The following is a 26,789-nucleotide window of genomic DNA, read 5'->3' on the forward strand; positions in this document are numbered from 1 at the left end:
AATGAACTCCGAATGCGATCATCCACGATGACCGTCTTGAACCATTTTGCGCTCGGCCCACAATTTAAGCGCCAACGTCAGTAAAGCCAAGACCGCCAGCACCGAAGCCGCCGCAAAAGCGCCCACCGTGTGATAGTCGTTGTACTCAATCTCTACATGCAAGGGCAGCGTGTTGGTCTGGCCCCGTATATGGCCCGAGAGCACCGACACCGCCCCAAACTCGCCCATGGCACGGGCATTGCACAGAATCACGCCATACAGCAGGCCCCACTTGATCTTGGGCAGAGTCACCCGCCAGAACATCTGCCTGCCATTGGCCCCCAGCACTCGCGCAGCCTGCTCTTCCTCGCTGCCCTGCATTTGCATCAGCGGAATCAACTCACGCGCCACGAAAGGGAAAGTGACAAACAAAGTCGCCAAAACCAAACCGGGCAAGGCAAATACGATACGAATGTTATTAGCGTCCAGCCAATCCCAAAATGGGCCTTGGCGACCAAAAATAAGTAAAAACATCAAACCGGCAATGACAGGTGATACCGAGAACGGCAGGTCGATCAGCGTCGTCAGAATGCTTTTTCCACGAAACTCAAAACGCGCAATCGCCCAGGAGGCGGCCAGACCAAACGCGATATTCAAAGGCACGGCAATCACGGCAACCAGAACTGTCAGGCTGGCGGCATGCAAGGTATCGCTCTCGCTCAAGGCGGACAGATACGGCATGATGCCCCGGCTAAAAGCCGTCATGAAGACCAGGATCAAAGGCAGGAGCAAGAACAGCACAAAGAACAGCAAGGCAATGCCAATCAATAAGGCTTTGACGGCCGGACCTTCATCCTGCGCCGCCCGCAAGCGCGCCGTATGTACCGGCACCGCCTGCACAGAGGAATCCATCGTCAGGCTGCTCATCGTGCGCCCTCCAAAGTCAAAGGCGCTGCCACCTTGGCTGCCTTGCCACTAGCCTGACCCGAATGACGCGACTGCAAGTACCACTGCAAGCGATTGATCGCCAGCAAGATAATGAAGGACAGCACCATCATCAAAACGGCCAGCGCCGAGGCTCCGGCATAGTCAAACTGCTCCAGCTTGATCACGATCAGCAAGGGTGTAATTTCCGAAACCATAGGGACATTACCGGCAATGAAAATCACGGAACCGTACTCACCCACCGCACGGGCAAAAGCCAGCGCTACGCCCGTCAAGCAGGCGGGCAATATAGCGGGCAGAATCACCTTGGTGACCGTCTGGAAGCGATCGGCCCCCAGGCAAGCACTGACCTCCTCCTGCTCCTGTTCCAGCTCTTCCAGAACCGGCTGCACGGTACGCACAACAAAGGGCAGCCCAATAAAAACCAGGGCGATCAGCACACCCCAAGGGGTAAATGCAATCTGCCCAACATAAGGTTCAGCCCAGGAACCGATCCAGCCCGTGGGCGCATAAATCGCCGCCAAGGAAATGCCGGCTACCGACGTTGGCAAGGCAAAGGGCAGATCAATCAAGGCATCCACAATTCGACGACCCGGAAAGCGGTAACGCACCAGGACCCAGGCCAGAATCAAGCCATATACACCATTGATCAACGCCGCCAAAGCGGCCATCCCAAAGGTCAGTTTCAAGGAAGCCAAGACGCGCGCAGCACTGATGGTTTCCCAAAAGGCCGACCAACCCATGGAGGTGGTCTTGAGCAAAACAGCAGACAAGGGGATCAGAACAATCAGGCTCAAATAGCTGATGGACAAACCCATGGTCAAGCCAAAGCCTGGCAAAGCCCGCTGCTTGCGAGCAGCGGGCAGAAATCCCCAAAGACGAGCCTGTGACATCGAACGGTCCTCGGTGATAGTGGGGTTACTTGCTCAAGTAGATGCTGTCGAACACGCCACCATCCGCAAAGTGCTTGGCCTGAACCTGAGTCCAACCGCCCAGCTCATCGTCAACCTTGTACAGTTTCAACGCCGGGAACTGATCGCGGTACTTGGCGGCCACCGACTCCAGGCGAGGACGGTAAAAATGACGGGCGGCAATTTCCTGACCTTCCGGGCTATACAGATATTCCAGATAGGCCTGAGCCACTTTTTCCGTGCCATGCTTGGCGGCATTGGCATCTACCAGCGCCACGGGCGGCTCGGCCAGAATGCTGCTGGAAGGCACCACAATATCGAAGCGATCGGGCCCCAGATCCTTGACGGACAAGAGCGCCTCGTTCTCCCAAGCAATCAATACATCGCCAATGCCCCGCTCCACAAAGGTTGTGGTCGATCCACGCGCACCGGAATCCAGCACGCTGACGTTGCGATACAGCTTGGCCACAAAGTCACGGGCCTGCGCTTCATCCCCATTGCCTTGCTTCAAGGCGTACAACCAGGCCGCCAGATAGTTCCAACGTGCCCCCGCCGAAGTTTTAGGATTGGGCGTAACCACCTTTACATCAGAGCGAATCAAGTCGTTCCAGTCGTGAATCCCCTTGGGATTACCCTTGCGCACCAGCAAGACAATCGTGGAGGTGTAAGGCGTACTGTTGTCCGGCAGGCGAGCCTGCCAGCCCTTGTCCAGCAAACCGGACTGAGCGATCTGATCAATATCGGATGAAATACCCAGCGTCACCACATCAGCGGGCACGCCATCAATCACGGTACGGGCCTGCTTGCTGGAACCACCGTGGGAACTACGGATGACTACACTGTCACCCGTTTGCTCTTTGTAATGCGCCTGGAAAGCCTTGTTGAATTCAGCGTACAGTTCACGCGTTGGGTCATACGAAACATTCAGAATGCTGACCTCGGCTGCAACAGCCGTTGCCGCCGCCAGCACCAACGTCAGCAAAGCCCCTGCCCGAACGCCCTTCCACTTCTGTTGAATCCGCTTCATTTCCCATCCCCTAGAAACCATTTCCAAGCAATGAGAACGAGTCTAGCAAGGGTGTTACACCCGGCTAAATACCGATTCTTTGGTTAGATATAGCGGGGAGATGGAGGGGACCGAAACGGCTGCCAGATCCAGAATGCTCAGAGTACGGGAATCAGCCTGGCAACTGCCCTTTTTCCAACACCAGCTCCCACATCGCTTTTTGCTTTATATATTTGTGCGACGTCATGTGCTGGACAGAAATCCGGCGCCATTCGGCCCCAAATAACTGCTCTACGCTGGCCTGATCAAAGAAACGCTTGCAATTGCCTTGGTCGCGATAGAAGTTGGCTTCAATCAGCTCGCCCTGCCCGGCACCGAAATTCACATCCTTGGTGGAGTTCAGACGACATAAAAACAAAGCACCAGGCCGCAAGCTATTCCAGACTCTGCGCACAATGGCCTGGGTTTCATCCCATGGAAAATAATGCAGGGACAAGCTGGCCAGGACCAGCTCAAGATTATTCGCCGCCTCCGGCCAGGGACCTCGCGTATCCCTGCACTCAATCCAAGCCTCGGGAGCGCGCTGCTGCGCGATTGCCACACATTCGGGTGAGAGGTCAAAAGCCATCACCTTCAATCCTGCCTGGGTCAAGGTCAACGTATCGTCACCAAAACCACAGCCTATCTCCAGTACCGGCGAAGAAATTTCACGTTGAGCGATCAAGGGTAACCAGCGATCAAGCCAAGGGTCCGAATACATAAACACGTTTCTCGTACAACAAGGGGAAAAATCAGGTCGCTGGGACGTCAAGGTCACGGACCAGTAAAGTCAGGACAATCGCCGCCAACAGGCACTCGCCTACATTGAACCAAAGGTGCCAGGGCTTGGACTTGTCACTATTGCCCAATGCGTAACGTATCCCTCTGTAATTGATCCAGCCCAGGCACACGACCAGCACAGGCCACAAGATCCATAGCGGCGGGAAAAACAAAAGAAACATAAAGGCCAGCCATGCCAGAATCAAGGTGGCAAGAGGAGACAGGCAAGAGAGTAGTTTGCTCATGAAGACCCGAGGACCGCATATCGACAAGATGTAGTGTTACCTGAATAGCCGCTACGCTCAAGATCGGGCCGCTGTTGCTATTATCGCTGCCTTGCCTGTGCTTTGCCTTTGCCTTTGCCTTTGCCTGGCAGCAATTCAAACGGGAGAGGCATGACAAATTGCAGGAATAAGTCTTTGTCGCCACTCCCCGTATTTCAGCTTCTCACGCGGAACGCTCGAATCAAGATCATCGGCGTGGCACCTGCATCAGTTCCTTGCCCGCCTCGTCATAGACAAGGACCGCCTTATCTTCAACCGTAAACTCCATCAAGTCACGACCAGCCACAACCGGACCTTGATAGGTAGTGCGTGTACGCTCCAGCAAGACTTGCTCGGGGATAGTGGCACCACCCTCAGGCGAATAAAACACGATGTGCGTATAGACTCCCAGCCTTGGCTTGCTCTCTGAAAAGACCTGCCCAACCTGCTCCGGCGTCGCAAAATGCTTGAGCGTTTCATTCAAGATGGGACGGACTTTCAAAAAGGCTGGATCAATCAAGGCCACGGAATGTACAAACGCATCTGCATTGGCGGCAGCAGCAATCAAGCGCTTGTCATACATCGCATCCCCGGAGATCGCTACCTTCTTGTCGTCGTACTCCACAATAAAGCCGAAAGCAGGAATCACCTCACCACCGTGATCAACCTCCACCGCCGTCACTGTCACCCCATTCTTGCTGTAGACCACCCCGCCTTTTTCAAACTCCTGGGTCACAAAGGTCACGCCCTCCACCGGCAGACCCTGATCCTCCACACGGATACGAATATCCTCGTCATAGGCTTTGGGCAGGTAATCCGTCATGGTCTTGCTTCCCTTGGGGCCATAGATCTGCAAAGGCAATGTCCGGCCTGGCCACGGCCGGCCAAACCAGCCCGTCAGCCATAAGTCCGGCAAACCTACGGTGTGATCCGAGTGCAAGTGCGTGAAGAAATGTGCAGTAATGGAATTGGGCGCAACGCCTTTCTGAAACAGCCGCGTCGCCACCCCGCGACCCGTATCAAACAATAGGGTTTCTTCGCCCGCCTGCACCAACGTTGCCGGACCTGCTCGATCTGCATAGGGCGCAGGTGTACCCGTTCCCAATAGAGTCACCTTCATACTGCCAGCCTGACTTACCGACGCGGCCCCCAGCAAAAGACCGACGCACAGCGTCTTTATCAGCATTCTCATTTCCCCTCTCCTTATTATTGAAGCCTAAACTACTTAGGCATTCATATGTTATTACATGCAATTTCCTATGCAGCTAGGTATTTCCCTAGGGCTCCTTCGTACAACACATGCGAGCAGTGGACAGAAGCACAATATGTCCACCTGGAGGGGATACATAAATGAAAAAGCCGAACCCAATATTTCAAAGGGTTCGGCTTTATCGACCGACGCTACACTTGCCTAGACAGGCAAGCAGGGGGTCAAACGATTTGGATCTGGGTAGCGCAAGGGCCTTTTTGACCAACGCCAGCAACGAAGGAAACGCGTTGGTTCTCCTCCAGAGATTTAAACCCAGAACCCTGAATTTCACTGTGGTGCGCGAAGAGGTCTTTACCGCCACTCTCCGGCATGATGAAGCCGAAGCCTTTTTCGTTATTGAACCACTTCACAATACCAATTTCTGTTTTCAATGTATGTCCTAATTAATCAGGGGAAAAATGTCCCTGGACACACTATGGACGCTATCCGCATATATAGATAGCACCGTTACAAACTAAGCTGCTGCTCACTGACATTCATGCAGCAACCGCCTCTGCACCTTAAGGTCAACACGCCAAGTTCCACGCTGGTTCGCCTGCCTTATCTGATGAACGCTTGCAGCGCCTTACGAGCAGGGATTACGTGGCTACGCCGTTCCGACAAGCGACTTACCAATGCTTACATGGTTTCAGTATGCTTATATCGCAGCACAAGGGCCCGAACCTGATAGAGCAGCGTTAGTATGGATTGACCTGAAACACAAACCAAACAGACACAAAAAAAGCACTTAGTTTTACCTAAGTGCTTGATTCGACTAGCAAAAGAAATGGTGGGTGCTGAGGGGTTCGAACCCCCGACCTACGCCTTGTAAGGGATTAGATAGCAATTAAAAATCAATTACTTACACAAACAATCAGCTTTCTCACCAACCACATCTTGCTGACCAGCAGATTGTGGCCAGGGAACGACGCCCAATAATTAAATAGGTTATCGGACTGATTGCCGCTGTCCGCAGCAGTCCTATGTTAACTCTATTAGCTCTCCCAGCTTGCTCCGTTGTAGCGCTGCCAATTGCCATCCGTCGATATCTTGTATGGAATCCCCTTCTCTTCAAGCAGCTTCAGTAGGCTCTCTGCGTGATGTGGCGCAATGTTTTGGTAAATCATCACCCCCGGTGACTTTGCACTGGGGATGCAGGCCTCGTTGGTGCTAGCCACAAGGGATACATAGGTGGGCGTTAAATGGCCAGCGTTAATCTCAAAATGCATATCTGCCTCCATTATTATCTTCGTAATGCACGGGCTTAGAAAAAGCCTGCCTATAGCTGAGTCAGTCTCCCTTCGACGCTCCACATTATATTTCGTTCGAAATAATTTTCTGGATAATTTAACTGCCGGTTGGCATACTGTGCCCTCTTATTACACACGGAGGATTCATGAGTACGTTCCAGGTGGGCGATGTAGTTCAACTGAAAAGCGGCGGCCCTGAAATGACAGTTATTGACAAGGGGCTGGATGGCAGCAAAGTGGAGTGCATGTGGTTTGTAGCTGACAATGAGTCCAGGACACAGGCAATACCTACGGTCGCCCTGATGGTGGTTGAGTTGGTAAACCCTTAGACAGAGCGTCCTCCAAGCGATTTTCTGCGTTTCCTGTTTGACATTCGCCAGAGAACAAAGCACTGCAAGCAAACAGACTTTATGGTCGTATTAGGATTTATTTGACCTATGACAATGAATATTTTATTCCTTCGGCTTATAACGTTATGACACTTACTTTCATTGGTAGAACGCTATGACAGATCAAATTACCCCCGGAAGCATTGTCATCCTGAAGAGTGGTAGCCCAAAACTGACGGTTGAACTTGTCAATTCAGACAATAAAGCTGGTGTTTCATGGTTTGCGGACGGCGAATACCAGTTCGTCACACTGCCCATCTCTGCCTTACAGTTAGCGCAGCACTCCCAATAAGTACGCTACCGCCTTCGGGCGGTTTTTTTAACTTCCCACCATTACGCCGTAGGCAGACAGGCTGTCTATCGCTCCACGGTCTGTAACACCTGTCAAGCGGTTAAGTGCTAAATTACTGTTTTTATATACAGCAATTTACCATGCTTACCTACCGCGAACTGAAAGCCATCCAAGAAGGCAACCGGCGCAATCAGGACGTGATGAACCTGTTGCGCGAGGTGAAACGCCTACGCGAACTGGCCGTGCTGACCTACTCCATACTGGGCACCATGCCTTTGAACGGTCTGGGTGAGAACCGGCTACGCCTGAGCCCACTACTCGAAGCCTTAAAGATGGAGAATGCCGTTCAGGGGTATATGCGGGCATCAGAGCATCGAGACCGGCTCAACTTCCCTCATCGCACCCAGGGCCGAGACGGGGACATGGCATACTACCTAAAGCGCTACAAGCAAGATCCAGCAACCAAACCTTGATGGAGAAATGCATGTGTGGACGAATCAGGCAGGCCCGCGAACCGGTTGACTATATAGAGTCAATGAACTGGAACCCACACGACCTCGGCAAACTGACAGACGGCCTGAAATACAACGTTCCGCCTGGCACCCGCCCTCTCGTCCTGCACCGACTTGGAGACGGCAGCGACCAGATCGATCGTCTTTTCTGGGGCTATAAGCCGGAGTGGTACAAACGCTCGCCGGTAATTAATGCCAGACTGGATACAATCTTGAAGAAGTCACCTATGTGGCGCGGTCTACTCAGCAGACGCGTACTTGTACCAGCAGATGGATGGTTCGAGTGGACTGGAGAAGCCGGCGACAAACAGCCCTGGTTCATCCATAGTAAAGATGATGCCCCACTCTTTATGGCGGCAATCACGGCTTGGCAGCCAGGCAAGGACGATGATGTTGAGCACGGGTTTGCTATCGTCACTGATGCCAGTGCAGGCGGCATGGTCGATATTCACGACCGTAGACCCGTAGTCCTGACAGACGAGGCGGCAAGAGAATGGACTTGGCCAAGCACTAGCGTCGAGGCGGCGCTGGAACTGCTAAGCACAGCGCGGCCAGAGACTGCATTCAAATGGCACCCGGTGACGCGTCAGATGAGCAATGTGAAATATCAAGCGCCCAATACCGATCACCCAACCTCGCTATGAGGGCTAACTCTTAATTATCTTCGGGTAGATCTCCGTTACTATGCGAACCTAACCACGCGGTCCTCTCAGCAGTCACGCAGACACTCAAATAGTCATTAATTTCAACATCGCATAATACTATTACGCAACATGAGCAATACGAATAAGCACGGACTCAGTAGATCTATCCCAGCTGGTGTCCGGAGAGAGGTTAGACAACGATGTGGGTTTGGCTGCGTAATATGTGGACTAGCTTTCTATGACTACGAACATTTTGAACCTGATTTTGCAGAAGCATTGGAGCACAATCCGGCTGGAATCACGCTGCTTTGCTCACAATGCAATCAAAAGAGAGCCAGAGGCCGGCTGTCTAGAGAAACTGTCGCTTTAGCAAATCTCTCACCGAGATGCCTAGATCAAGGGTTTTCTCATGAAATGTTTGATTTTCACTCCAAACCTATCACCGTAAAGTTCGCCGGAGTTACATTCCATGACTGCAAAAACCTAATTGTTTTAAATGGCTATCCGGTACTAAAAATTGACCCGCCATTAGAAAAAAACCAACCAATACTTTTAAGCGGTTTTTTTACAGATAAATTTGGACAAAAGCTTGTTGATATCCAAAACAATAAATTTTCTGCCAGTACTGAGACGTGGGATGTTGAAGCGGTTGGGAAACGTATTATTTTCCGAAGCGGTGTAGGTGAAGTTTTGCTCTCCCTCAGAATGGAGCCGCCGGACGAGATCGTTATAGAACGCCTAAATATGTTCTCACATGACATAGCCCTTCGAGGTGACGAAAATCGTTTGGACATATCTTTAGACAGAGGTCGGTCTTGGAATGCCTTTTCAGGAGTTCATATGTCGCGTTGCGAAACAGGCATAAGAGTTGATACTCTTGGGTTAAGCAGTGCCTCAAATGATGAGTTCTGGGATATGGAATAATCTATTACAAAGACAAACAAGCGCCCAAACACACATACAGACGCAGATTAATCCACGGCTCCCGTTGCAATGAGCAAATCACTTTGGTCAGCGCAACTTTATTTTTGCGTATGTCCTGCTAAATAGGCTGCCTCACACGCTAAACCCGCTATTAGGCGTCGGTCAGCCTCTGCTGCGTAGATTTCCGCAGCCTCATCAAGCTCGCCAAGCAGCTCGGCAAACATTCGGATCGCCGTGTAGGCTACCCGCAATCGAGCAAGACATCTCGCCGTCCTTATGCCTACAATCGGCCAAGAGCGGAAGTTCGCAAAGCGACCTATTGATGTTCTAAAAATTCGAGATTCTCGGCTCGTAGTTTCACTACAGTTGTCAATTTTTGACTCACAGCCAAAGCATCCAGCGTAGACGAACTTTGAAATTAGCCAAGACACTTTGATGGTTCAACATGCCTTCTTTATAAAATCAAATCCGTATTCATAGCAGCTTTACTTCCCCAAGATCAATCAATAACAAAGCTGGCGTGATAAGACTGCCTTGAATTTATAGTAGCCAAGGGACGTGGCGAATTAACGACGTGCTGTCGTTTCGATTTCCCTTCTGCAAATTGCATCGATCGCATAGAACTTGCAGATTTGTTGGATCATTGGTCCCACCCAAGCTTATTGGAATCATGTGATCAATATGAAACCTACGTTCAATGGATAAAACTCCAGTCAAATCACAATTACACTTTCCACATCGACCATTATCTCGATGAAATAGTGCATCCTTTACCCAAGCCGGCCAATAGGTTGCTCTGGGAAAATTCCTGCCGCTCACTTTCGCCACTATTCGACCAAAATCACGCATAAGCTCTCTATTTTTATATAGGATGCCAAACGCGTCGTGAGCTAGCAATCGAAACAAAGGAACTAGTTGTTCGTATAGTTTTAAGTTGCTCTCACGTCCGCTGTAAGGAACTGCTCGGTATTCACAGCCATACGCCTCAAGAAGATCACGAGCCATACTTGAAAAATCCTCTTCATATTTTCTACTGGCATAGTAATACTCTGCCTCCAGGTAGCTCTCAATAAATTTATGAAGAAGAGTGTGTCGCGCTGGAGAAGACGCTTTACTTAAAAAATCATCATCAAGGGGCAAAGCCTCTTCCAATGGGATTATGTCAAAACTATTTCCACTTTTTTCGAGATATGTTCCGTTTATTCTATCCTGGGTGGATGCAGCAATATCCATTGCCAAAACATTAAGCCTGCTTTCTATAAATGGCATAAATATTTAAGAATCTATAAAAATTAATTGCAGCAATTTTCTGCAATGAAGGTAGTCTATTAATTCTATTTTACAGCACTTTGATATGAACCCAACTTCCGCTTTGGGTCGGGAGCATCCACTTGAATAATGACGCATTGGACACCTATCAGCATTGGCCTTATCTCTGACACAGCCGCCCCCAAATCTCCGCTTCTGTTTCCACATAACGCATTACCCTGATCGGCGTTGCGTCTATCTCCGCGTCAGAGCGCCACTGGAACGGGCGCTGTACGGCGGAGCAGTAGCTACCGCCCCTCGGCGTTGCGCATCCGCTTACGAGCACAATCACGTACAGCATCATCATCCAGGCGCTCAATCGTTTCAGCTGCATCACGTCCTACCTCCACGGCGACCATGTCCGCCTTTGTTAATCTCTGCTCTACCTGAGCCCTGCCCTGACGCCGCCCGACCTGAAGCAGCGCCAGCGCGGCAAGGACCAGGCCGCCCAGCAGGCCCAGCCAGCCTGCTACCTTCCCCCATAGTGCTTTAAACAATGGCGGCTCCTACCCTTATGGCCTCATTGCCAGACGAGCCTTGGAAGCGCATTCGGTCCGCAGCACGCCGACGGCGTAGGCCCAGCAGCACCTTGCCGTTCGACTTATTCCAGCGCGAGAACTGTTCTGCAGCGCCGGCCGCATCCCCCGCATTGAACAGGCGCACCAGCATAGAACCTTGAAATGCGGATACGCCAATGTTGTAGGCCAGATCCACCATGGCATCGATCTGAGCCTGGGTCGCAGGACGAGTCAGGGCTTTCAGAACACCAGGCACGAACTCACGGGCCAGCCGGCGCTGCAACCGTTCGTCGGCCTCAGCCTGAGTGATACGCAAACCTTTTACGACGTCGGGGCCGGTATCACCCCAGCCGATGGTCCACACTTTGCCGTCAGCATCCCAGTAAGCCTCCAGCCGGCAGCTCTCGAAATACTGCAAAATAGCCAGGCCGTCAGGAGACATGCCAGTAGGCGCAGCCTTCTCTGGCTCTGGTGTAGCCTGCTCCACTTTCTGCGGACGAAAAAAAAGGGCCAGTAGGCCCGAGATAAGACTCAACAACAACTTCATTCTGTTTTTCCTCCAATGGCGCCTTCGCGCAGTTCAGTCATTACTTCGAGCAGGTCAGCCTTGCGCCGCTTGTCGAAAAAGTTAAAAGCCCAGCGCACAACGGCCCACCCAGGCAACCCACATGCGAATGCCAGGCCCAACATGGCCACCAGCCCTACCGGATTGTTTGCCCAGTGATGGAGCTCGTAATGCTGGATTACCGCAGCGCCACCCGAGATAGAGGCAACCACCGTGCTGATTACGCCTACTATCCATTCAGATTGCGTACGCGGCCGCAGAATGCACATCACCACCAGCGTGGCCAGCCCCGCGCCAATGGCCCCCATCCCTGCTATTCCTCCCATTGCCTTCCAGACGGCCAGACCAGCCGCCGATGTCCCCGTGCTTGTCGGTTCCAAGTCCTTCCCCTTGTGTAATACGGTCGGCATGGCTGTCTCCCGTGAAGCGCTGCAAAAGCAGCAGACGTAAAAAAGCCGCTTAGGCGGCCGGGTATTCCCAAACTATTTGATCGACACTCGGTTTGTCAGGGGCTAACTGGACCTGCTCAGCAAGGGCAGCGTTGTGTTGCATCAGCGCGAGAATCCTGGCCTTTGCTTTGCGACCTACCTGCTGGATCTGCCCGGCGGTGTGCGGCCGCATAGCCCATGCCCCATGAATATCAGCGCACCAAAATGGCGTAGACCAACTAGCGTCTTCGCTCGGCAACAAGGAGTCGGCCACACTGCCAGCCAGGTTCAATTGGTCCGTCTCCTTGCTTGGGTATAAATGTGGCGCACCCAGGGCGCTTGATTCAAACCCTGCCGTAATTGCCTGCCGACATGCTGCAGACAACGAAGCAATCTTGGCCTCCTTATATTCTTGTAGCTGTGTCACGGCAGTACGCAGCTTGCTGGTATCAATCCTGATGTTCATCTTCAGGCTCCGCAGTAAGGGTTTCAACTGGCTCCGGCTCGGGCTCTGGAACAGGCGGCGGAGGTGCTGGAGTCTGTGCAGGCAAAGCTATGACACCATCATGAGTGATGACCACTGGAGCTGGAAAACACGCAGCTGGGTCCGTCTGGCGCGCGTCGATATGAAAGAGCAGACCATTAATTTCCAGCCCCTCGGATGTGCATTTGATCTCTGCACTCGTCAGCAATGGGTGATCGATCGCACCAGCAGGAAGGCAATCACCCAACGACATGAAGGACAAGTCCAGTCGCTCGCCATTCAAAATAAGAGCGTCACCTGAGCGCTCAATCACCAGGCGCTCAACAGCGCCGCTGGGCACTTGCGGGTTCAATAAAATCTTGATCATGCTTTCCACCTCCCTATCGCCATGGCGTATGCGATTAATCCAACGTCCCACTTAATGCTGGCAGCCAATTTCCATTGACATGCGGATGCAGTTTTTACCTCTCCAGCCATGCCGAAGATAGGGTGTACGCTGGTTTGAGCCTCAACATGAAGCACATAGTTATCCGCATTAATGAATGCCATGGGCAGTGTCCAAGTATTGCTAGCACTCACCCATAGACTGCCCGATGTGCCATTCACCCAGTTGGCAATCAGCTTCGGCGACCAACAGATAAGAGTCCCGTCCGCGTACTTGGCCCACTTCCCATTGGCGTTAAAGCCGGTCTCAATAACCGAGCCATCGGCAATGGCTCCAACAATGTTTTTGTCATGGACGAGTTTGCAGGCATCCCGGAATGTCTTTTGTCCGGACACAGCCCCATTCATATAGAAGTTATCGGTATAGGGATCCGTCGAAATACGCAGGCCAGAGTTAAAGGCAGTTGTGTTATAGGCCAGGTCTAGGAAAAACCCCCCGCCTCCCCAAGCCGGTTTAGCTCCAGATCGGTAATACCACCCAGTCTTTTGTGCATCCCACGAGGTCGGAGATGCTTGGGCACCACCGAAACCATACTCCCCAACATACATAGCCTCGCGCCAAGTGTGATAAGCGCCAGCACGCCGACCACGCCAACCCAATCTGTTACTGGAACTGACTACCACTTGCCCCCCGGCTGAGCCGGCTTGCCTGTGGAAAACGACCCCGGCGTTATACCCAGCTACGTTGTCAAATGGTAGCCCTGATACAGAGCCAATTGCCTCGTTGTAGTAGTAAGCCCCAGATCCCACGCTCAAATTATCAAGCTTTGCTGCTGGGAATACGTCCAAGTTGGCGTCTGCACCCGAACGGCCTACGCCATACTGCCCTACCGTCATCAGCTCTTTCCACCCCTTGGCCTCACCGTTATTAAGATGCTGATACCACAACTTATCCGCGGTCGGTGAGCCATAAAGATACGTACTATAAGCACCTGACCACCCAAACTTGATATACCCGTCACCCGAATTGTTAACTGGTTTTCCTGCTGTTGCGCCAGTACCCGATCGGTAGAAACCGTTAGCGGAATTATTGAGAACCACCGCATCTGCCGCAACACCGGCATTGGCCCCCAGCCCCCAGTCACCAATACGAGCCACTCTGCCCACTGTGGCATCGGTCGTTTCTGTAGTGACGGTCCCCTTTGCTGCAGTTCCGATCTCAGACAAAACAGGTAGCAACTCAGCGACGCGATCCGCCAGCTCTTTCACGTAGCCTTGCATTGGTGCCAAGGCGTACTTCTGAGCAGTAGCCGTAGCGCCGATATAGGGCTTAGTCAGCGTCAAAGAAGTGTCGGAGGCGATATTCAGAACCTCATACAAACGCCCGTCTGGTGCAACAAAAGCCTCCCCCTGACGCGCCCCTGCCAACCACTTTGTCCCGGTGCCTGTCACCGTCGCACTGTTAATGGTGACCTTTACCACCCCTGTGTCATACCAGGCCATTTCCGCCCTCCTGTCCATGAGGACGGGCTTCAGCAGCCGCCTCCGTCTGCTGCGAATCACCTGCCTGTTGTACGCTGGCCGCCAGAATCTCGACCAGGCTACGAATCATGCCACTGGCTAACTCAGGCGTGATGCGATTACCCATGTTGTTCTCGAAAACCTGCGCAATAGAACGATGAATGTTCATTGATTACCCATAAAAAAACCGCTCTAGGCGGCTGGATACTTTTCTTTGACGGCTCGGCATTGAGCCACCCACTGCTCTACATCGGGTGGTAGCTGCTGGCCTTGCTCCTGCATATGGCGAGCCAACTTGTACACGGCATCGAGCTGATCTCCAATCTCTGGATATTCCCGGCGGCGGCGTTCACCATAATTATTTGACTGATGGCGGATTTTCAACAATGTAAACCCCTTCCAAATAAGGCCAGCAGATAACCTTCACCTCGTAAGAGCCCGGCTGATCGAAAGAAAGCTCAACCTCCCCCCCATCAATACACTCATAGCTGACGCCTTCAATTAGGATCTTGCTATCAGGCGGCACATCCAACAATACCGCCCCCTCAACTGTCGCTGGACATGCTTGTCGCTTTACAACTTCCATCCCGTTAAACCACCAAGACTCATCGAACCGACCGTCCGCTGTGTGATGTGGCCAAGCCTGTGCAGATGGCGCTAATACATACAACGGATGCCCCCAAATCGACGCAACATACCTCCCTTGATCGTCAAATGAACTAATGTAAGCGTTCTCCATAGCCTCCATCTCTTACCTCATTGCAAACAATACAACCGTATCAGCCCACACATCCTGCACTGAACCGAACCAGTTCAATTTGGCCGCCGCATTAATGACGTTATTACCTGGCTGAAGATCAATATTCACTTGGCATTGGATCGGATATTGAAACCTGACGTTTAATCTTTCGGGGTCTAAGACCCCGCTAGACGAAAAGCCTTGTTTAACAAGTGTGCCGTTAAGTTTGATCTCTACCCAAACCGAAGACGTCCCTGCAGCAGTCTCAATGTAGCCACCGTAGTAAGTCAGTACAGTGGCTACGCCACCGAATGGAGCATAAATATGGATATCCCCGGCACCATTACGCGCTGCATGCATAGTCACTGCATTGCCCGCCAGCCTTAAAGTATCAACTTCTGCATGCCCAATATGTGCCGTTTTAATCGCGGCATTCTGGATTTTTGCGCTGGTGATTGCTGCATCCTCAATCTTGGCCGCATTGATTGCTGCATCCTGAATCTTCGCCCGCGTAATCGCAGCGTTCGCGATCTTAGCTTCAGTGATAGATGCAAAGCCAATCAGTGCTGTATTGAGAATACTCGTACCACCCTGCACCGAGAACACGGTAACTGGGGCACCATTTATCGCATGCATCACGGCAAATCGATCCGCCAGCACAGCAAAGGTGGACTGCATCACCCCGGACTCGTTGGTCAGATCCAGCCCGACACCTGAGACGTAGCGCACGCCATTTTCATTGGCCTGAAGCTTTACCCCCCAGGAAGAAGAGATCTTGGTAAATTCCCCCTCAATCTCCACTAGCGCACGCTTCACTTCCTCGACCGCAGCCGACCCTTCACCCAATCCTGCGGTGAGCGTCTCGATCGATTCAGCCAAGGCCCGGTTCTCTTCAGCTTGCACGTTCCTGAACTCGGACAATGCGGCACGCGCCTGTGTCAGCCCCACGTTTGTCTGGTACTGATTCAACACGCTTTCAAGGTAAGCATCTTCACCCGATTGCTGGCGCTTGATCTCAGCATTCAGCACCAGCTGATTGCTGGCCATCGCCTCCTGTCGGCCTTCTACGTCCGTCACGCGTGACTTTGTATCGTTCAATGCACCGGCAGTAGCAGCCAAACCCGTAGCAGGGTCACGAACTTCGTTCTGCAGTACAGTCAGGCTCTCGCCTTGGGAGGTGATCGTATCGCCCTGCTGAGTCACCTTCGTTGACAGTCCATCAACCGCACTGGCGTTCGCCTGAGTTTGCGTCTGCAAATTCACCAGGCTCGGCTGCCACTCCATGGCCGGAATGACCGAGCCTTTATAAAGCGTGGCCCAATGAATGGAAGCTTCACCAGCCTGGGTACCGGGCGATGGGACGTAATAAAAGCGCAGTTCTTTAGGCAAGGTGTTGGCAGTGCTCTTTTTGAACTTGATCACTTGCACGCTGCGAATGAGGCCCTTGTCCAGTTCTCCAACCTTCTGTGAGCTGCCTCCTGCCCAAATACCAATTGCGGACGTCGTATCACCACTTTCAGGCTTGTGGGTGTAGCAGACCACAAGGGTGTACTCCTGCCCTGGCTCCAGGTTCTCTACCAAGTTGTACCTGCCCCAAAGATAGGTAGGGGTAGATCGCACCAACTCCAAGTTTGAATCCAGAAGCAGATTGCCTGATGGCGATGCCAACGCGCCCAGGTCAGTTTTTAACTGGGTAATGCTCGATGCCTGGGCTTCCAGCTTGCCCTCAGTGGTGCCCACCCGAGTGCTGAGCTGGCTTACTGCCGTCGCCAGACCACTCTGAGCCTCTTCCAGTCCTTCGACCTTACTGGACAGTGCGGTTGTCGCCTCAGACAGCGACTGTAGGCCAGACGCCAGTTGGCCAACCTGCGTGCGCATTGACTGAACAGCAGACCCCAGCGCACCCAGCCCAGACTCTGGATCATCAATTTTGCCCGCCACTGTGCTGATCCGTTCGGCGTTTGCCTGGATCTGGTCCTCAGCCTGTTCGACTCGGCTGATCGTCTCTTGCGACTGAACCGCCAAGGCGGCCAGACCATCCGTGATTGAGGCGTAATCGCCAATCAGCTCCCAATGCGCCTTGTCCGATACTGGCTTGCCGGCTGGGACTGCCTTCTTTGCACGGTACATCTTGCCGTCAAAGAAGACGACTGCACCTTTCGCATAGATAGCGGTAGCGTCCCACTCATTGGCATTGAGCAGCTCTTGAACCTGCCCATTGACCTCATCCACCCGCAGGTTCAACTCACCCAGTTCAAGCGTTAAATCGCCAACCGCATCCTTTATGCTGGGGATCTCGCGGATGTTACCCATAATGAGATCACCCAGCCCACCCTCGACTATCTCTTGGGTAACCAGATCGTTGTACTCACTCGCCACTTGGCTGGGTGTGCCGCGCACGCCTGGCGCGGACTCTGACGGATACCATGGGCCCAAGGTGCCGTTCTTGTCGATCAGCCGCGCCCAGAAGAAGTGTTGAGTGGTGATCGCCAGGCCCGTCTGCTCAAAAGAATCTGAGGGATAGGCAAAACCGCCTGTCGGCAGCGAATCAGCAAACTCTTGCGTAGGGCTGTAACGGATTTCTGTACGCTCGATGATGTTGGGCCCGGTAGGGAAGCCCCAACTTAGTCGAATCCCCCAAGGAATCGAGGCCGTGACCAAATGCGTGACCGGCAGCGGAGCCGATACCTGCCCTGTCAACGTGGTTACATCCGAGTAAGCCCACAAAGAAGGCACATCCAGGCCATTTATTGCACGAACGCGCACGCTGTATTCACCCGTATAGAAATCTGGGATTTCCACAAGACGCTCGCCGGTGCGTGGAACCTGCACCCAGCCGCTATTGTCACGCCGCCACTGAACGTCATACAGCAGGGCATTCTCAACCGCATCCCATGTGATTTCGGCAATGTGGCGACTCAGGCCCTGCCTGAGCACATAATGCTCCCGGATCTGGACGTTACTCGGGGACATTTGAGTGCGAGGTGGCACGACACTGATGGGTAATGGCTCCAAGCGTACGCCATGATCTATGGCATCAAACTTGCCAGGATGATGTTCCACAGCAGACACATCGAACGTAATGCCATCACGCTCTTTGATGGAGATAACGCGTGCAGTTTGCAGCGCCAAATCATCCGCTTCCACAGCCCAACCGGCCTGCGCAACGGGGGCCTGGCTAAAGCCTGGGCTCACTGTAACGACCCGGCCATTCACTGCGGACACTGGACGTGTTTGCGAAAGTCCTGAAGGCAAGTTAACCGTTAGCCGATCACCAATTTTTACTGGGTGCTCGGCATCCAGTGTGATCTTGATGCTCGTCGCAGACTGAACCAGACCACCCAAACGGCGTCCTGCCCGATTTCGGTCAGCAATCTTAATCAGACTGCCTGGCTGAGGGATCACCCCATCAAGCCCGACCGAAAACGACACACCGCCCTGCTCCATGCGAGACGTATACAGCTGATACAGACCAACTCGTTGCGCCTGACCACGAGATGTACACCCGAACGCGACCACCTCAGTCTTACGAATGCCATGCTTGCGCACGCCATCATAATCAGTCACCACCTCGACCTTTGCACGATAAAAATCCGTGGGGTCATTCCAAGACACCAGGGCCACGGTTTTAAGTGTGGTCAGATCCGCACCGATGTAGTTAAACCGCCCATCCACCACACGCGCATTCGAGTACGTATACACCGGATCGCTGGGCATATCCGCAACAGCTACAGCCTGACCGTTGGCCCAATACGTCATCCCTCGAAAGACACTGGTCAGATCATTAATCACCCGCAGCGCATCGGCACTCGATTGGAAGTAGACATTACAAACAAATCGCGGCTCTGTGCCACCCTGTCCGTCCGGCACAGACTGGTCACAATATGCCCCGATCTGGTACAAGGCATAGCGATCAATCATTGAGGCATCAATTCGATCACCCAGACCATACAGGCGATTTGTCAGCATGTCATAGAACACCCAAGCCGGATTGTTCGACCAGGCACGCTTGAAAGTTCCATCCCACACGCCACTATAGGTGCGCGACAAGGGGTCATAGTTCGATGGCACCCGAATAACCTGGCCACGCCAATGATAGGCGCGGGTTGGAATGGCCTGAAACTGCTCTGCGTCCACGCGGATGCCAACCAATGCTGTCATTGGGTAGCGGAATTTGCCATCAACCACTTCAGCGTAGGATTGAATCAGCATCCGATCCTGCACAGCGCTGTTGTTGGAGTCCGGCGTTATACGTCGTACCCGCACTGTCCAGCCTTGTGCACCAACCGGCAAATCAATCCGATGGGTACGCGTGTAGCCGTTCACCGTCTTCCCATCGACCGCCGAGGTGAGGATATTCACAAAGGAGCCACTACCAATCGCTAAATCAATCGCGTACTCAACCCGTGCACCTACGCGATCCCCTGCGTTCTTACCTGACTCGACCATCGTCAGTAGCTGTGGCCAATGCAGGCTTACTCTCACCGCCGACAGGTCTGGGTTCGTAATCAACTGCGACCAAGGCGTTTTAATGCTCACCTCAGCACCAACGGACACAACATTAGCTGCTGCGGGGAAACCTGCAATATGCTCCTGGTCCTGCGTGCCGACTCGATAGTCAACCTGAACATTTCGAAAATTCAAGCTTCCATCCGCATTCTGGATGGGCGTCCCATCAAGATAGATATCGCGCAAAGGCTGGTCGGCATGCACCGGCCCCGCCATTTCCCCATTACCTACCGCGTCAAGAACAGCGGCAAAAGAAATGTTGTGCAGGCTATCGGGTTGCTCAACAGGCGTGCGAGCGCTACCACCCCCCTTCCCTCCGCCACCAGACCCTAAGATCCGTTGGCCCCCACGTTTAGGCTCAAGCACGACTGTCATTACTGCTGATCCTCAGAGTACATATCACCAGAGATCGTGGCCGCGCCAACAATCATTTCACCGTAGAGCACACCGAAAGGATTACCTTGTGCGGTAGTGTTAACCGGGCCATTAAAGTTGTAGCTAGCGCCGTTGTCTGGCGAGTCAACGCTAGTCAGCCCTTGCGGCTGCTTTGTTAATAGTTGAGATACCCCGCCCAACACCATTGAGACCCCCATCCCAAACGCCATCCCCCCGAGCAGGCTGCCAGCCTTGAGGGTGCCTGCTGCAATTGTCACACCGCCAGTTAAGAACGCTGCACCGATCAACGCTGCGCCCAGCACCACCTGAAACAAACCTCCTCGCCCAGAACCAATCACGACCGGTGCAATGCGAATCGCATCGGTACCGACTGGTGCACTCAGCATGTCCTCGCCTACATTCTCCTTGCCGATCCAGCATGTATAAGCCACGCCCCTATCTGTGCTGGCATGCAATGCCTGCTCAAAGCCAGGGACCATCAGGCACAACGCGCGCACCGCGCCCGCGATGTCATTGCAAACAAAGCGGTGAAGACGCCCAAATTGCTTGCCAAGAGCCCCAGACAGACGGATTGTGCGCAGCCGGTCCGACCCTTCAGGCGAAAAAAAACCGGCAGTGGCCGGTAGTGCTGCTGTTGTCATTTCCGATACCTCACAATCATTCGCGTTATGTCACGCCAATGGCCCGCATACAGCACACGCTCTGATAAGCGTGGCATCGCGTGATGCAACAATGCCCCTGGAATAGGGTGCAGATCTGGCTGAGTCTTCAAAGACTCATTGCCTAAATAGACGCCTCCGTGATTTGTGCGGTCGCTGCGGTACTGCATCAAAATCACATCCCCGTACACGGGCTCACCGCTGACCGGCTGAAAGCCTGCCCTTTCAAAATTATCCAAATACAGCTCGCCAAACTCGGGCTTACTCCACCAATCGTCAGGACGTTCAAAGTCCAGCAGCTCAATCCCTAGCTCATAATCGTAAAAGTCGCGGATGAGGCCATAGCAATCCAGGCTGCCGTGATGAAACGAGCGTCCGACCAATGGTGCTTGATAACCAGATGGCTCAAATGAATGCCAATCACGCACAACGGGCGTTAGCTCACCTGCATTCTGACCAACCGCTACGATATGCCACGGCAAACCAGTCTCCTCACAAGAGACCAAGTCTGCCTCGGTGGGCTGTGCATCACGGTCGATATGCGAATGCGCCACCGCAAGGATCTGGCCAACAGCTTCGACTCGGTCGTAGTCATCAATTGGCAAATGAAAATCACGCCCATCCTCTGCAATGTTGCGGCACGGCACATACTGCTGCCGATTGCCCACAGCGACAATAAGACCACACGCCTCACGCGGATAATCAGCCAGTGCGTGACGCTCGATAGCGCGTTTTATAGCGGCACGCATCATCGCACCCGATCTGCTGACGGAGACCCGCCAAACGGCAGTGGCGCCCACTCACCAAAACGCCTCTTGCAGTCACTCAACAACCCACCGCACCGGTCTTGCGCCGGATCTGTAACTGGGTTGCCATCCTTATCGAACATCGCTGCTCCAGTGTACCCACACCAGGCCCCACGATAGCCGCCCTCTGGTGCCGCCTTGGTCAACCAGCCGCAGACATTGGCAATCACCTGACGACTGGGCAACTGTGCGCCATCAAGTGTCAAAGGCGAGCTGAGCACAAATTCCACAAACTCGGGTGACTCACCACTTCTTTGGGAAATTATCCAGCGCTCATCGGGCAGATGCTCGCCAGGGTTCGCTGTGGGATTACCTTGCGGAAAATTCACTGCGTCAAGATACCGGGCGAACGTACGCCGACGAATCAATGTAGCCCCCTTCAGATCCCCCAGCGCCAAACACAATGCAGACAAAACACCTGTAATAGGCTCCCCGCTCGAATCGTCTCCAATGTTGCCCACCATAAGTGTGGGCAGCGGCTGCTGGCTATCGCCTGTCCGCTCAAAATCCCGCGCCTCAATAGCCCATGGCTGATATTGTTTGCCTTGCCAAGTAATCACACCATCGTTGTGGTTGTGGTAACGCTCTACATCACCGCCAATGGCTCGACAATCGAGTTCGTACAATGTGACCAGATTGCCAGGAACCAGTTTCTGCACGTCTTCAAGAATCATTGCTCACTCACAAAAAAAACCGGCCTGAGCCGGTATCACTACGCCCCTATACAGCGCGCCGTGATCGATGTGGATAAAAAATATCATCCCAGCTACCTTTCTCGTTTCCACCAAACATGTAGCCTCCAATAAAAAACCGCTCAAAAGCGGTTAGGGTGCAAACCTTTCTTCAAACGTAGCTGACAGCGTGTATACATTCCCACCCATTGGCTGCAGCTTCACTTCCCGCACAATGAATAGCCCTGGCTCCAACTCCATCGGCGGCGTCCAACGGAAAGGTCGAAACCCAGCGTGCCGTCGCAAGAATTCGCGGATTGGTTTTATTTCCCCCTCAAGGCCCGAAAACTGCAAAGGCCATGTCCGCATCTCATTATTGATACCATCACCCACCTCTTGGACATACCCATCCCCAAGCTGGACGGAAAAGGTGCGAAACGCACTAGAGCCGTCCGGCCCCTTCATCGGGCACCATGTGAACTGTTCGTATGCCATCAGTTGAATACCCCTTGTTTAGCCTGCCATGCCAGCCCGCCTTGCCGCTGAGTCCGCACCTCACGCTCACGTATCTTCGCATCTACAAACTCACCAATCTCTTTGGCAAATTGCTGCCAACCATCGGGCGCACTGGTACGCCCCCCTCCAGCATCACCTGATGCATAAATCGTGATGTTTGGCGCTAGCGTCTCGCGGCCTCCAGAGGAGGGACTCATCAGCATTGGGTTTCCTGCCATTCCGCCAAGCGAATGCCCTGGCCCACGCAATGCACGGCGCAGCTCATTGAACCCAGATTCACCGCCAAGGGCGCGAATCTCATCCTGATTGAGAACCCCCTCACCTTTATGAACAATGCCAGCTGGCTCATAACGGCCACCGTCTCCGGTGTAGCCCCCCGAAGACAATGCCATCATTGGACCAAATGTCGCACCTGCCCCACCACCCAGACTGCCCATCGCGAAATTCGGTGCCGCGCTGACCCCACTCAAGGGGCTGAAAAAACCTCCAATAGCACCGGCCAACGGCCCAGTAATTGACTGTTGAATTACGATTCGGACCATGTCCGCAATAATGCTGTCCGCTAAGCTAGCGAAGTCCAATTTCCCGGTGCGTACAAACTGCACCAATGAGCTCTCCATGCCCTGGAACACGTTGGAAACCATGTTTCCAACAGAGTCAAAGAGATTCGCAGCCTGATCCGCATAGTTTTGAAGTGCGCTACTTGCGCCTAGGCTCCAATCACCCTGCAGCTTTTTCAACTGAGCATAGTGATCCCGCACCATGATCAGTTCTTCGTGTAGCGATTCTTGAATCGCCTTCAACTCATCCGGACTTAAGCCATGAGGGGAGTTCTGCCGATCACGAATAATCTGCTGGTATCGTTCCTCAACAGAGGAAATCGCTTCAATGACGCCGTTTGCCCAGTCTCCCTTTCCAAACGCATCCAGCTCACGCATGAACCGGCGTTGAGTGACGCCCTGCTCTTCCTGCAATGACTGAAGCGTTTTCCCAAGATCAATCTTGCGCTGCTCATCATCTAACTGCTTGGCCAGCCTCTTGGCCTCTTCCTCCGAAGTCCCCTTGCGGAACTTGACCGCCCCAGTAGAGATATTTGCCAGCAGCTTTTCGTATTCGGTCTCTTTGCCAAGAAGAGCCAGGCGTTCCCTCATTTGCTTCAGCAGGCGCTCGCCCTCGTCCTGCTTCTTAGAGCCAGCACCCTTTTTCGTCGGTTTCGTGTTTGCGGCAATATTGTCCTGAACGGTTTTAATCCGTTTCAGCACTTCCTCTTGTGCTTTCAAGCCTGCCAATTCAGCCGCTGTATCGGCGCCCTGATTCGCGACAGCCTCCGAGACCCCAAGTGCAATCAGCGCCTTGTACTCTGCTGCTCGCGCAATATTTACGCGCAACTGAACTTCTTGAGCAGCCAGTTCTAAAAGTAGACTACGAGCCCCCTGAACAGCTTTCGCGTCTTGGTCTGCAGTCGCCTTTTCGAGCTTTTTGGCGGCCTCTGCCATCCCGGCCACGACGCCTGCTAGAGCAGCCTGCTCGTCTGAGGCACCGCGTAGCTTTGCACGGTACTCCTCAGCTTGTTTGGCACTCATCCCGATAACATCAAACGCTTCCGTAAGTCCCGTGATGAGTTTGCCGAAGTCGGCATCAGTCAGACCTTGAAGTGTGTCGCCAAGGTTCCCTATACCTGAGTCAGCCAAAATCCCCTGGATACGCTCCAGCTTCCGGTTGAGATCCTCAACAGATTCTGCCCCCTCAGAAAGCCCCTGGGTCATTTCCCTCAGCTTAAGGACCACTGCATCAGGCACCACGCCACGGAGTTTCTCCAACTCCTTTACTAATCGCTCTGACTTCTCGGTTGCTCCATCGGCGGAGCTCACAATCTCATTGAAAGCAGCGGCAAACCGTTCGATGGGTTCACTGGCGCCCACCATCCCGCCCTGATAAACCAAACCGTTAAGCTCGGACCGAATAGAGGCCATCGCATCCTTAACGATTGCCTCCTGCTCCCGCAGTTCCGTAGCAATGGAGAGCTCCATCCCTCGCTGCTGAGTCTTGCTCAACTTAGCGAAGTCCTCCTCCAATTCTTTCAGAGGACGCTTGGCAGCGTTGATTGACCTGATCGAACTCTCGGTTGCATTGCCCCAATTCACCCATGCAATTGCGCCGGCACTAAGTGCCAAAGTAACCAAGCCAGCAGGGCCACCCACCAATGCCATCGCAGCGCTGGCTGTGCGAGCCGCAGTAGCCATGGCACCATAACCAATCACAGCGGCGCGACTGGACCCCGAAATAGCCGCGGATAGAGCCAGTGCCGCACGGGTCTGAGCCGTAGCCGCCCCCGCAGTTGCCCACAGAGCCTTAGCCGCCTCGTACTGCGCCCCCACAAACCGTGCACCGTGAACCGCGGCCACCAGACCAACAGCCGTGGCCAACAAATCAAAGTTCTGTGCCAGGAAATCAATACCAGCGGCGAGTGTCGCCGTAACACCGATTGCCTCGTTATTTTTGCCAAGGAATTCCGTTGCAACGGCGGTCAGACGGCCAAAGGCGTCACGCACCGTCGTGGGCATCAACTCAACTTGCTTGATGACCTCGGCATTTCCTTCGACCAGCGCCTTTGCCAGGTCCTTGGCGGTCAGTTTCCCCTCTGCCCCAAGGCGACGAATCTCAGCTGCACTGCGCCCCATGGACTGCGCCAGCAGGTCCACAATTGAAGGCATCGTGCTCAGAATCGTGCCCCAGCCATTAGCGTCCAGCTTGCCCTTCTGCATTGCTGAGGAAAGCGCACCAATGGCGGACTTGCCTTTTTCAGCGCTGGCTGCGTTCGTCACCAACAGGCCAGAAAAGGTATCGATTGCATCAATGGACTGGTCAAGCGACAGCCCCAACTCCCGCAAGGGAGGAGACATATTGATAAAGCCTTCGCGGGTCTCAGCAAGCGATCGGTACGTGACAGCAGCAGACTTTGCCAACCGCTCCTGAGCGTGACCAAACTCGTCCGCACTGCGCGTGGCCATCTCCACTCGGCTCGCATACTGTCCCCATTCGTCCGCTGTATCAGTCAGCTTCATGACCGAGAAGCCAGCCGCTACGCCCTTAATCAGACCCCGCACCTCTTCCAGTGCGCTAACCGCCCCTTTGGCTGAAGAGGCATACCCCTGATTGGCCGCCTTGGCCCGCTCCATACTCTTCTCGACCGCCGCACCGAAATTGCTGGCCGCCATGGAGCCGGTGGCAAAGGTCTGCTGGAGCTGGGAGGCGTTACCTTTGAGCGTTACGCCAATAACTCGATCTGTCATACCCGCTACTCATAAAAAACAGATAGGGCCGCTCGTTCCATATCTTTGAGATATCGAAACACTTGGGCACGCTTGCGCCTGGGAAACCCCAAAAGACGTAAAGTCGATTCAATTTCTGTGGAAGGCAAACCGAAGTAGAGAAGACCCCCCATCGGGGGAATGACTACGGTCCAACAGCTAGACAAGTGAAGGAAAGCCTCAACAAGCGCTTCGTTTTCAGGCCACACTTCAAAGTCGGTGCGCTCTTCTTGCTGAACGCGTTGAATCACTGCATCAGGCGCACCGGCTGCTTTGAGCGCCTCAAGCACCAGGGCATCAGGCTCAAAATCCTCTGACTTCGAGCGCCAACCTTTTGCCCAGTGACGAGCGGCCTCAATTAGTTTTTTGCGCGGGCCCCAATGTGAGCGCTAAAGAAACCGTCAAACAAGGGCTGATGGAACTCGGGATACTCGGCGAGCAGACCATCCAGTTCTTCATGCGAGAACGCCAGGTCTTTGCCGTCCTCGCCTTTAACGCCAACCCAGCCACACACATGGGCCTTGAAAAAGTCCTCGTCGGCGACATAGGGCCATTCTTTCGGCTTACCACCTTCTTCAGCGATTGGCTCCAGACCGGCATTTTTTCGTGCCAAGTTACGAGCAGCCGCAATAAGGCCTTGCAGCTCAGGCCGTTTCGAGCGCTTGTACTGCGCGATAAATTCCAGCTTTTGCGTTTTACCTTTCTCGTCATAGACAGAGATGGACACGGGGTAACCCACCACAGGGCGCTGGGCGATTTTGAAACTCATGATGACCTCGGAATGAAAGTAG

The 26,789-nt window shown here is 53.4% G+C and carries 31 protein-coding genes; 5 read left to right on the forward strand and 26 right to left on the reverse strand.

Annotation, left to right across the window (positions count from 1 at the left end; translation table 11 throughout):
- Nucleotides 1-18: 18 nt before the first annotated feature.
- The 8 genes from cysW to OSH04_RS01855 all read right to left on the reverse strand — a co-directional run bounded on the left by cysW (nt 19) and on the right by OSH04_RS01855 (nt 6,401).
- Entirely contained in the window at nt 19-906 is an 888-nt protein-coding gene (gene cysW / locus OSH04_RS01820) for a sulfate ABC transporter permease subunit CysW (protein ID WP_009461726.1), read from the reverse strand.
- Nucleotides 903-1,817: a sulfate ABC transporter permease subunit CysT gene (gene cysT, locus OSH04_RS01825; RefSeq protein ID WP_266107820.1), complete on the reverse strand. Its 915-nt coding sequence runs from the start codon at nt 1,815-1,817 to the stop codon at nt 903-905. The genes cysW and cysT overlap by 4 nt, the downstream gene beginning before the upstream one ends.
- A gap of 25 nt (nt 1,818-1,842) precedes the next feature.
- Complete coding sequence (locus OSH04_RS01830; RefSeq protein WP_338150059.1) at nt 1,843-2,853, reverse strand: sulfate ABC transporter substrate-binding protein; 1,011 nt, start codon at nt 2,851-2,853, stop codon at nt 1,843-1,845.
- A gap of 160 nt (nt 2,854-3,013) precedes the next feature.
- Nucleotides 3,014-3,601 carry a class I SAM-dependent methyltransferase gene (locus tag OSH04_RS01835; RefSeq protein ID WP_266107822.1) on the reverse strand — a complete coding sequence of 196 codons (588 nt, stop codon included), beginning with the start codon at nt 3,599-3,601 and terminating at the stop codon, nt 3,014-3,016.
- A 31-nt stretch (nt 3,602-3,632) separates the two neighbouring features.
- The gene (locus OSH04_RS01840; RefSeq protein WP_083053408.1) at nt 3,633-3,905 is read right to left on the reverse strand and encodes a hypothetical protein; all 273 of its coding nucleotides are present in this window, start codon (nt 3,903-3,905) and stop codon (nt 3,633-3,635) included.
- A 226-nt stretch (nt 3,906-4,131) separates the two neighbouring features.
- Nucleotides 4,132-5,115, reverse strand: coding sequence for an MBL fold metallo-hydrolase (locus tag OSH04_RS01845; RefSeq protein WP_239054347.1), 984 nt, complete (start codon nt 5,113-5,115; stop codon nt 4,132-4,134).
- A gap of 239 nt (nt 5,116-5,354) precedes the next feature.
- On the reverse strand, nt 5,355-5,564 hold the full coding sequence (locus OSH04_RS01850; protein ID WP_009461560.1) for a cold-shock protein: 210 nt from the start codon (nt 5,562-5,564) through the stop codon (nt 5,355-5,357).
- 603 nt (nt 5,565-6,167) lie between these two features.
- Nucleotides 6,168-6,401 (reverse strand): hypothetical protein, encoded by a 234-nt coding sequence (locus tag OSH04_RS01855; RefSeq protein ID WP_266107823.1) that lies wholly within the window; start codon nt 6,399-6,401, stop codon nt 6,168-6,170.
- A 167-nt stretch (nt 6,402-6,568) separates the two neighbouring features.
- On the opposite strand from OSH04_RS01855, the gene OSH04_RS01860 reads away from it, so the two are divergent.
- From OSH04_RS01860 to OSH04_RS01880, 5 genes are all read left to right on the forward strand, one after another.
- On the forward strand, nt 6,569-6,751 hold the full coding sequence (locus tag OSH04_RS01860) for a YodC family protein (protein WP_203145753.1): 183 nt from the start codon (nt 6,569-6,571) through the stop codon (nt 6,749-6,751).
- A gap of 175 nt (nt 6,752-6,926) precedes the next feature.
- Nucleotides 6,927-7,103, forward strand: coding sequence for a DUF2158 domain-containing protein (locus OSH04_RS01865; protein WP_203145752.1), 177 nt, complete (start codon nt 6,927-6,929; stop codon nt 7,101-7,103).
- A 140-nt stretch (nt 7,104-7,243) separates the two neighbouring features.
- Complete coding sequence (locus OSH04_RS01870) at nt 7,244-7,576, forward strand: hypothetical protein (protein WP_108727211.1); 333 nt, start codon at nt 7,244-7,246, stop codon at nt 7,574-7,576.
- An 11-nt stretch (nt 7,577-7,587) separates the two neighbouring features.
- Entirely contained in the window at nt 7,588-8,259 is a 672-nt protein-coding gene (locus OSH04_RS01875) for an SOS response-associated peptidase (RefSeq protein WP_266107824.1), read from the forward strand.
- A gap of 414 nt (nt 8,260-8,673) precedes the next feature.
- Nucleotides 8,674-9,183, forward strand: coding sequence for a hypothetical protein (locus tag OSH04_RS01880; protein WP_266107825.1), 510 nt, complete (start codon nt 8,674-8,676; stop codon nt 9,181-9,183).
- A gap of 540 nt (nt 9,184-9,723) precedes the next feature.
- On the opposite strand, the gene OSH04_RS01885 is transcribed toward OSH04_RS01880, so the two are convergent.
- The 18 genes from OSH04_RS01885 to OSH04_RS01965 form a co-directional block, all read right to left on the reverse strand.
- Nucleotides 9,724-10,416: an HNH endonuclease gene (locus tag OSH04_RS01885; protein WP_266107826.1), complete on the reverse strand. Its 693-nt coding sequence runs from the start codon at nt 10,414-10,416 to the stop codon at nt 9,724-9,726.
- Between the two features lie 323 nt (nt 10,417-10,739).
- Entirely contained in the window at nt 10,740-10,988 is a 249-nt protein-coding gene (locus OSH04_RS01890) for a hypothetical protein (protein ID WP_266107827.1), read from the reverse strand.
- Complete coding sequence (locus OSH04_RS01895) at nt 10,981-11,556, reverse strand: lysozyme (protein WP_266107828.1); 576 nt, start codon at nt 11,554-11,556, stop codon at nt 10,981-10,983. Before OSH04_RS01895 ends, OSH04_RS01890 begins: the two co-directional genes overlap by 8 nt.
- Nucleotides 11,553-11,984 (reverse strand): hypothetical protein, encoded by a 432-nt coding sequence (locus OSH04_RS01900; protein ID WP_201024840.1) that lies wholly within the window; start codon nt 11,982-11,984, stop codon nt 11,553-11,555. The genes OSH04_RS01895 and OSH04_RS01900 overlap by 4 nt, the downstream gene beginning before the upstream one ends.
- Nucleotides 11,985-12,033: 49 nt before the next feature.
- Nucleotides 12,034-12,468: a DUF4376 domain-containing protein gene (locus OSH04_RS01905; protein WP_266107829.1), complete on the reverse strand. Its 435-nt coding sequence runs from the start codon at nt 12,466-12,468 to the stop codon at nt 12,034-12,036.
- Nucleotides 12,452-12,853, reverse strand: coding sequence for a hypothetical protein (locus tag OSH04_RS01910; protein WP_266107830.1), 402 nt, complete (start codon nt 12,851-12,853; stop codon nt 12,452-12,454). Before OSH04_RS01910 ends, OSH04_RS01905 begins: the two co-directional genes overlap by 17 nt.
- On the reverse strand, nt 12,850-14,373 hold the full coding sequence (locus OSH04_RS01915) for a hypothetical protein (protein WP_266107831.1): 1,524 nt from the start codon (nt 14,371-14,373) through the stop codon (nt 12,850-12,852). Before OSH04_RS01915 ends, OSH04_RS01910 begins: the two co-directional genes overlap by 4 nt.
- Nucleotides 14,360-14,560, reverse strand: coding sequence for a hypothetical protein (locus tag OSH04_RS01920; protein WP_266107832.1), 201 nt, complete (start codon nt 14,558-14,560; stop codon nt 14,360-14,362). The genes OSH04_RS01915 and OSH04_RS01920 overlap by 14 nt, the downstream gene beginning before the upstream one ends.
- 23 nt (nt 14,561-14,583) lie before the next feature.
- Entirely contained in the window at nt 14,584-14,775 is a 192-nt protein-coding gene (locus tag OSH04_RS01925) for a hypothetical protein (RefSeq protein ID WP_266107833.1), read from the reverse strand.
- The gene (locus tag OSH04_RS01930) at nt 14,750-15,130 is read right to left on the reverse strand and encodes a hypothetical protein (RefSeq protein ID WP_266107834.1); all 381 of its coding nucleotides are present in this window, start codon (nt 15,128-15,130) and stop codon (nt 14,750-14,752) included. Before OSH04_RS01930 ends, OSH04_RS01925 begins: the two co-directional genes overlap by 26 nt.
- A 12-nt stretch (nt 15,131-15,142) precedes the next feature.
- Nucleotides 15,143-20,014: a TipJ family phage tail tip protein gene (gene gpJ / locus OSH04_RS01935; protein ID WP_266107835.1), complete on the reverse strand. Its 4,872-nt coding sequence runs from the start codon at nt 20,012-20,014 to the stop codon at nt 15,143-15,145.
- Nucleotides 20,014-20,676 (reverse strand): tail assembly protein, encoded by a 663-nt coding sequence (locus OSH04_RS01940; protein ID WP_252606345.1) that lies wholly within the window; start codon nt 20,674-20,676, stop codon nt 20,014-20,016. Before OSH04_RS01940 ends, gpJ begins: the two co-directional genes overlap by 1 nt.
- Nucleotides 20,673-21,446, reverse strand: a complete 774-nt coding sequence (locus OSH04_RS01945) for a C40 family peptidase (protein ID WP_266107836.1) — start codon at nt 21,444-21,446, stop codon at nt 20,673-20,675. Before OSH04_RS01945 ends, OSH04_RS01940 begins: the two co-directional genes overlap by 4 nt.
- Nucleotides 21,443-22,174, reverse strand: a complete 732-nt coding sequence (locus OSH04_RS01950; protein WP_266107837.1) for a phage minor tail protein L — start codon at nt 22,172-22,174, stop codon at nt 21,443-21,445. Before OSH04_RS01950 ends, OSH04_RS01945 begins: the two co-directional genes overlap by 4 nt.
- A 150-nt stretch (nt 22,175-22,324) precedes the next feature.
- On the reverse strand, nt 22,325-22,666 hold the full coding sequence (locus tag OSH04_RS01955; RefSeq protein ID WP_009459055.1) for a phage tail protein: 342 nt from the start codon (nt 22,664-22,666) through the stop codon (nt 22,325-22,327).
- On the reverse strand, nt 22,666-25,980 hold the full coding sequence (locus OSH04_RS01960) for a phage tail tape measure protein (protein WP_266107838.1): 3,315 nt from the start codon (nt 25,978-25,980) through the stop codon (nt 22,666-22,668). The genes OSH04_RS01955 and OSH04_RS01960 overlap by 1 nt, the downstream gene beginning before the upstream one ends.
- A gap of 5 nt (nt 25,981-25,985) precedes the next feature.
- Complete coding sequence (locus OSH04_RS19720) at nt 25,986-26,288, reverse strand: DUF1799 domain-containing protein (RefSeq protein ID WP_407066149.1); 303 nt, start codon at nt 26,286-26,288, stop codon at nt 25,986-25,988.
- Nucleotides 26,289-26,356: 68 nt separating this feature from the next.
- Nucleotides 26,357-26,767 (reverse strand): phage tail assembly chaperone, encoded by a 411-nt coding sequence (locus tag OSH04_RS01965; protein WP_252606341.1) that lies wholly within the window; start codon nt 26,765-26,767, stop codon nt 26,357-26,359.
- Between the last annotated feature and the right edge of the window lie 22 nt (nt 26,768-26,789).

The sequence above is a fragment of the Alcaligenes nematophilus genome, assembly GCF_026344155.1.
Lineage (GTDB): Bacteria > Pseudomonadota > Gammaproteobacteria > Burkholderiales > Burkholderiaceae_B > Alcaligenes > Alcaligenes phenolicus.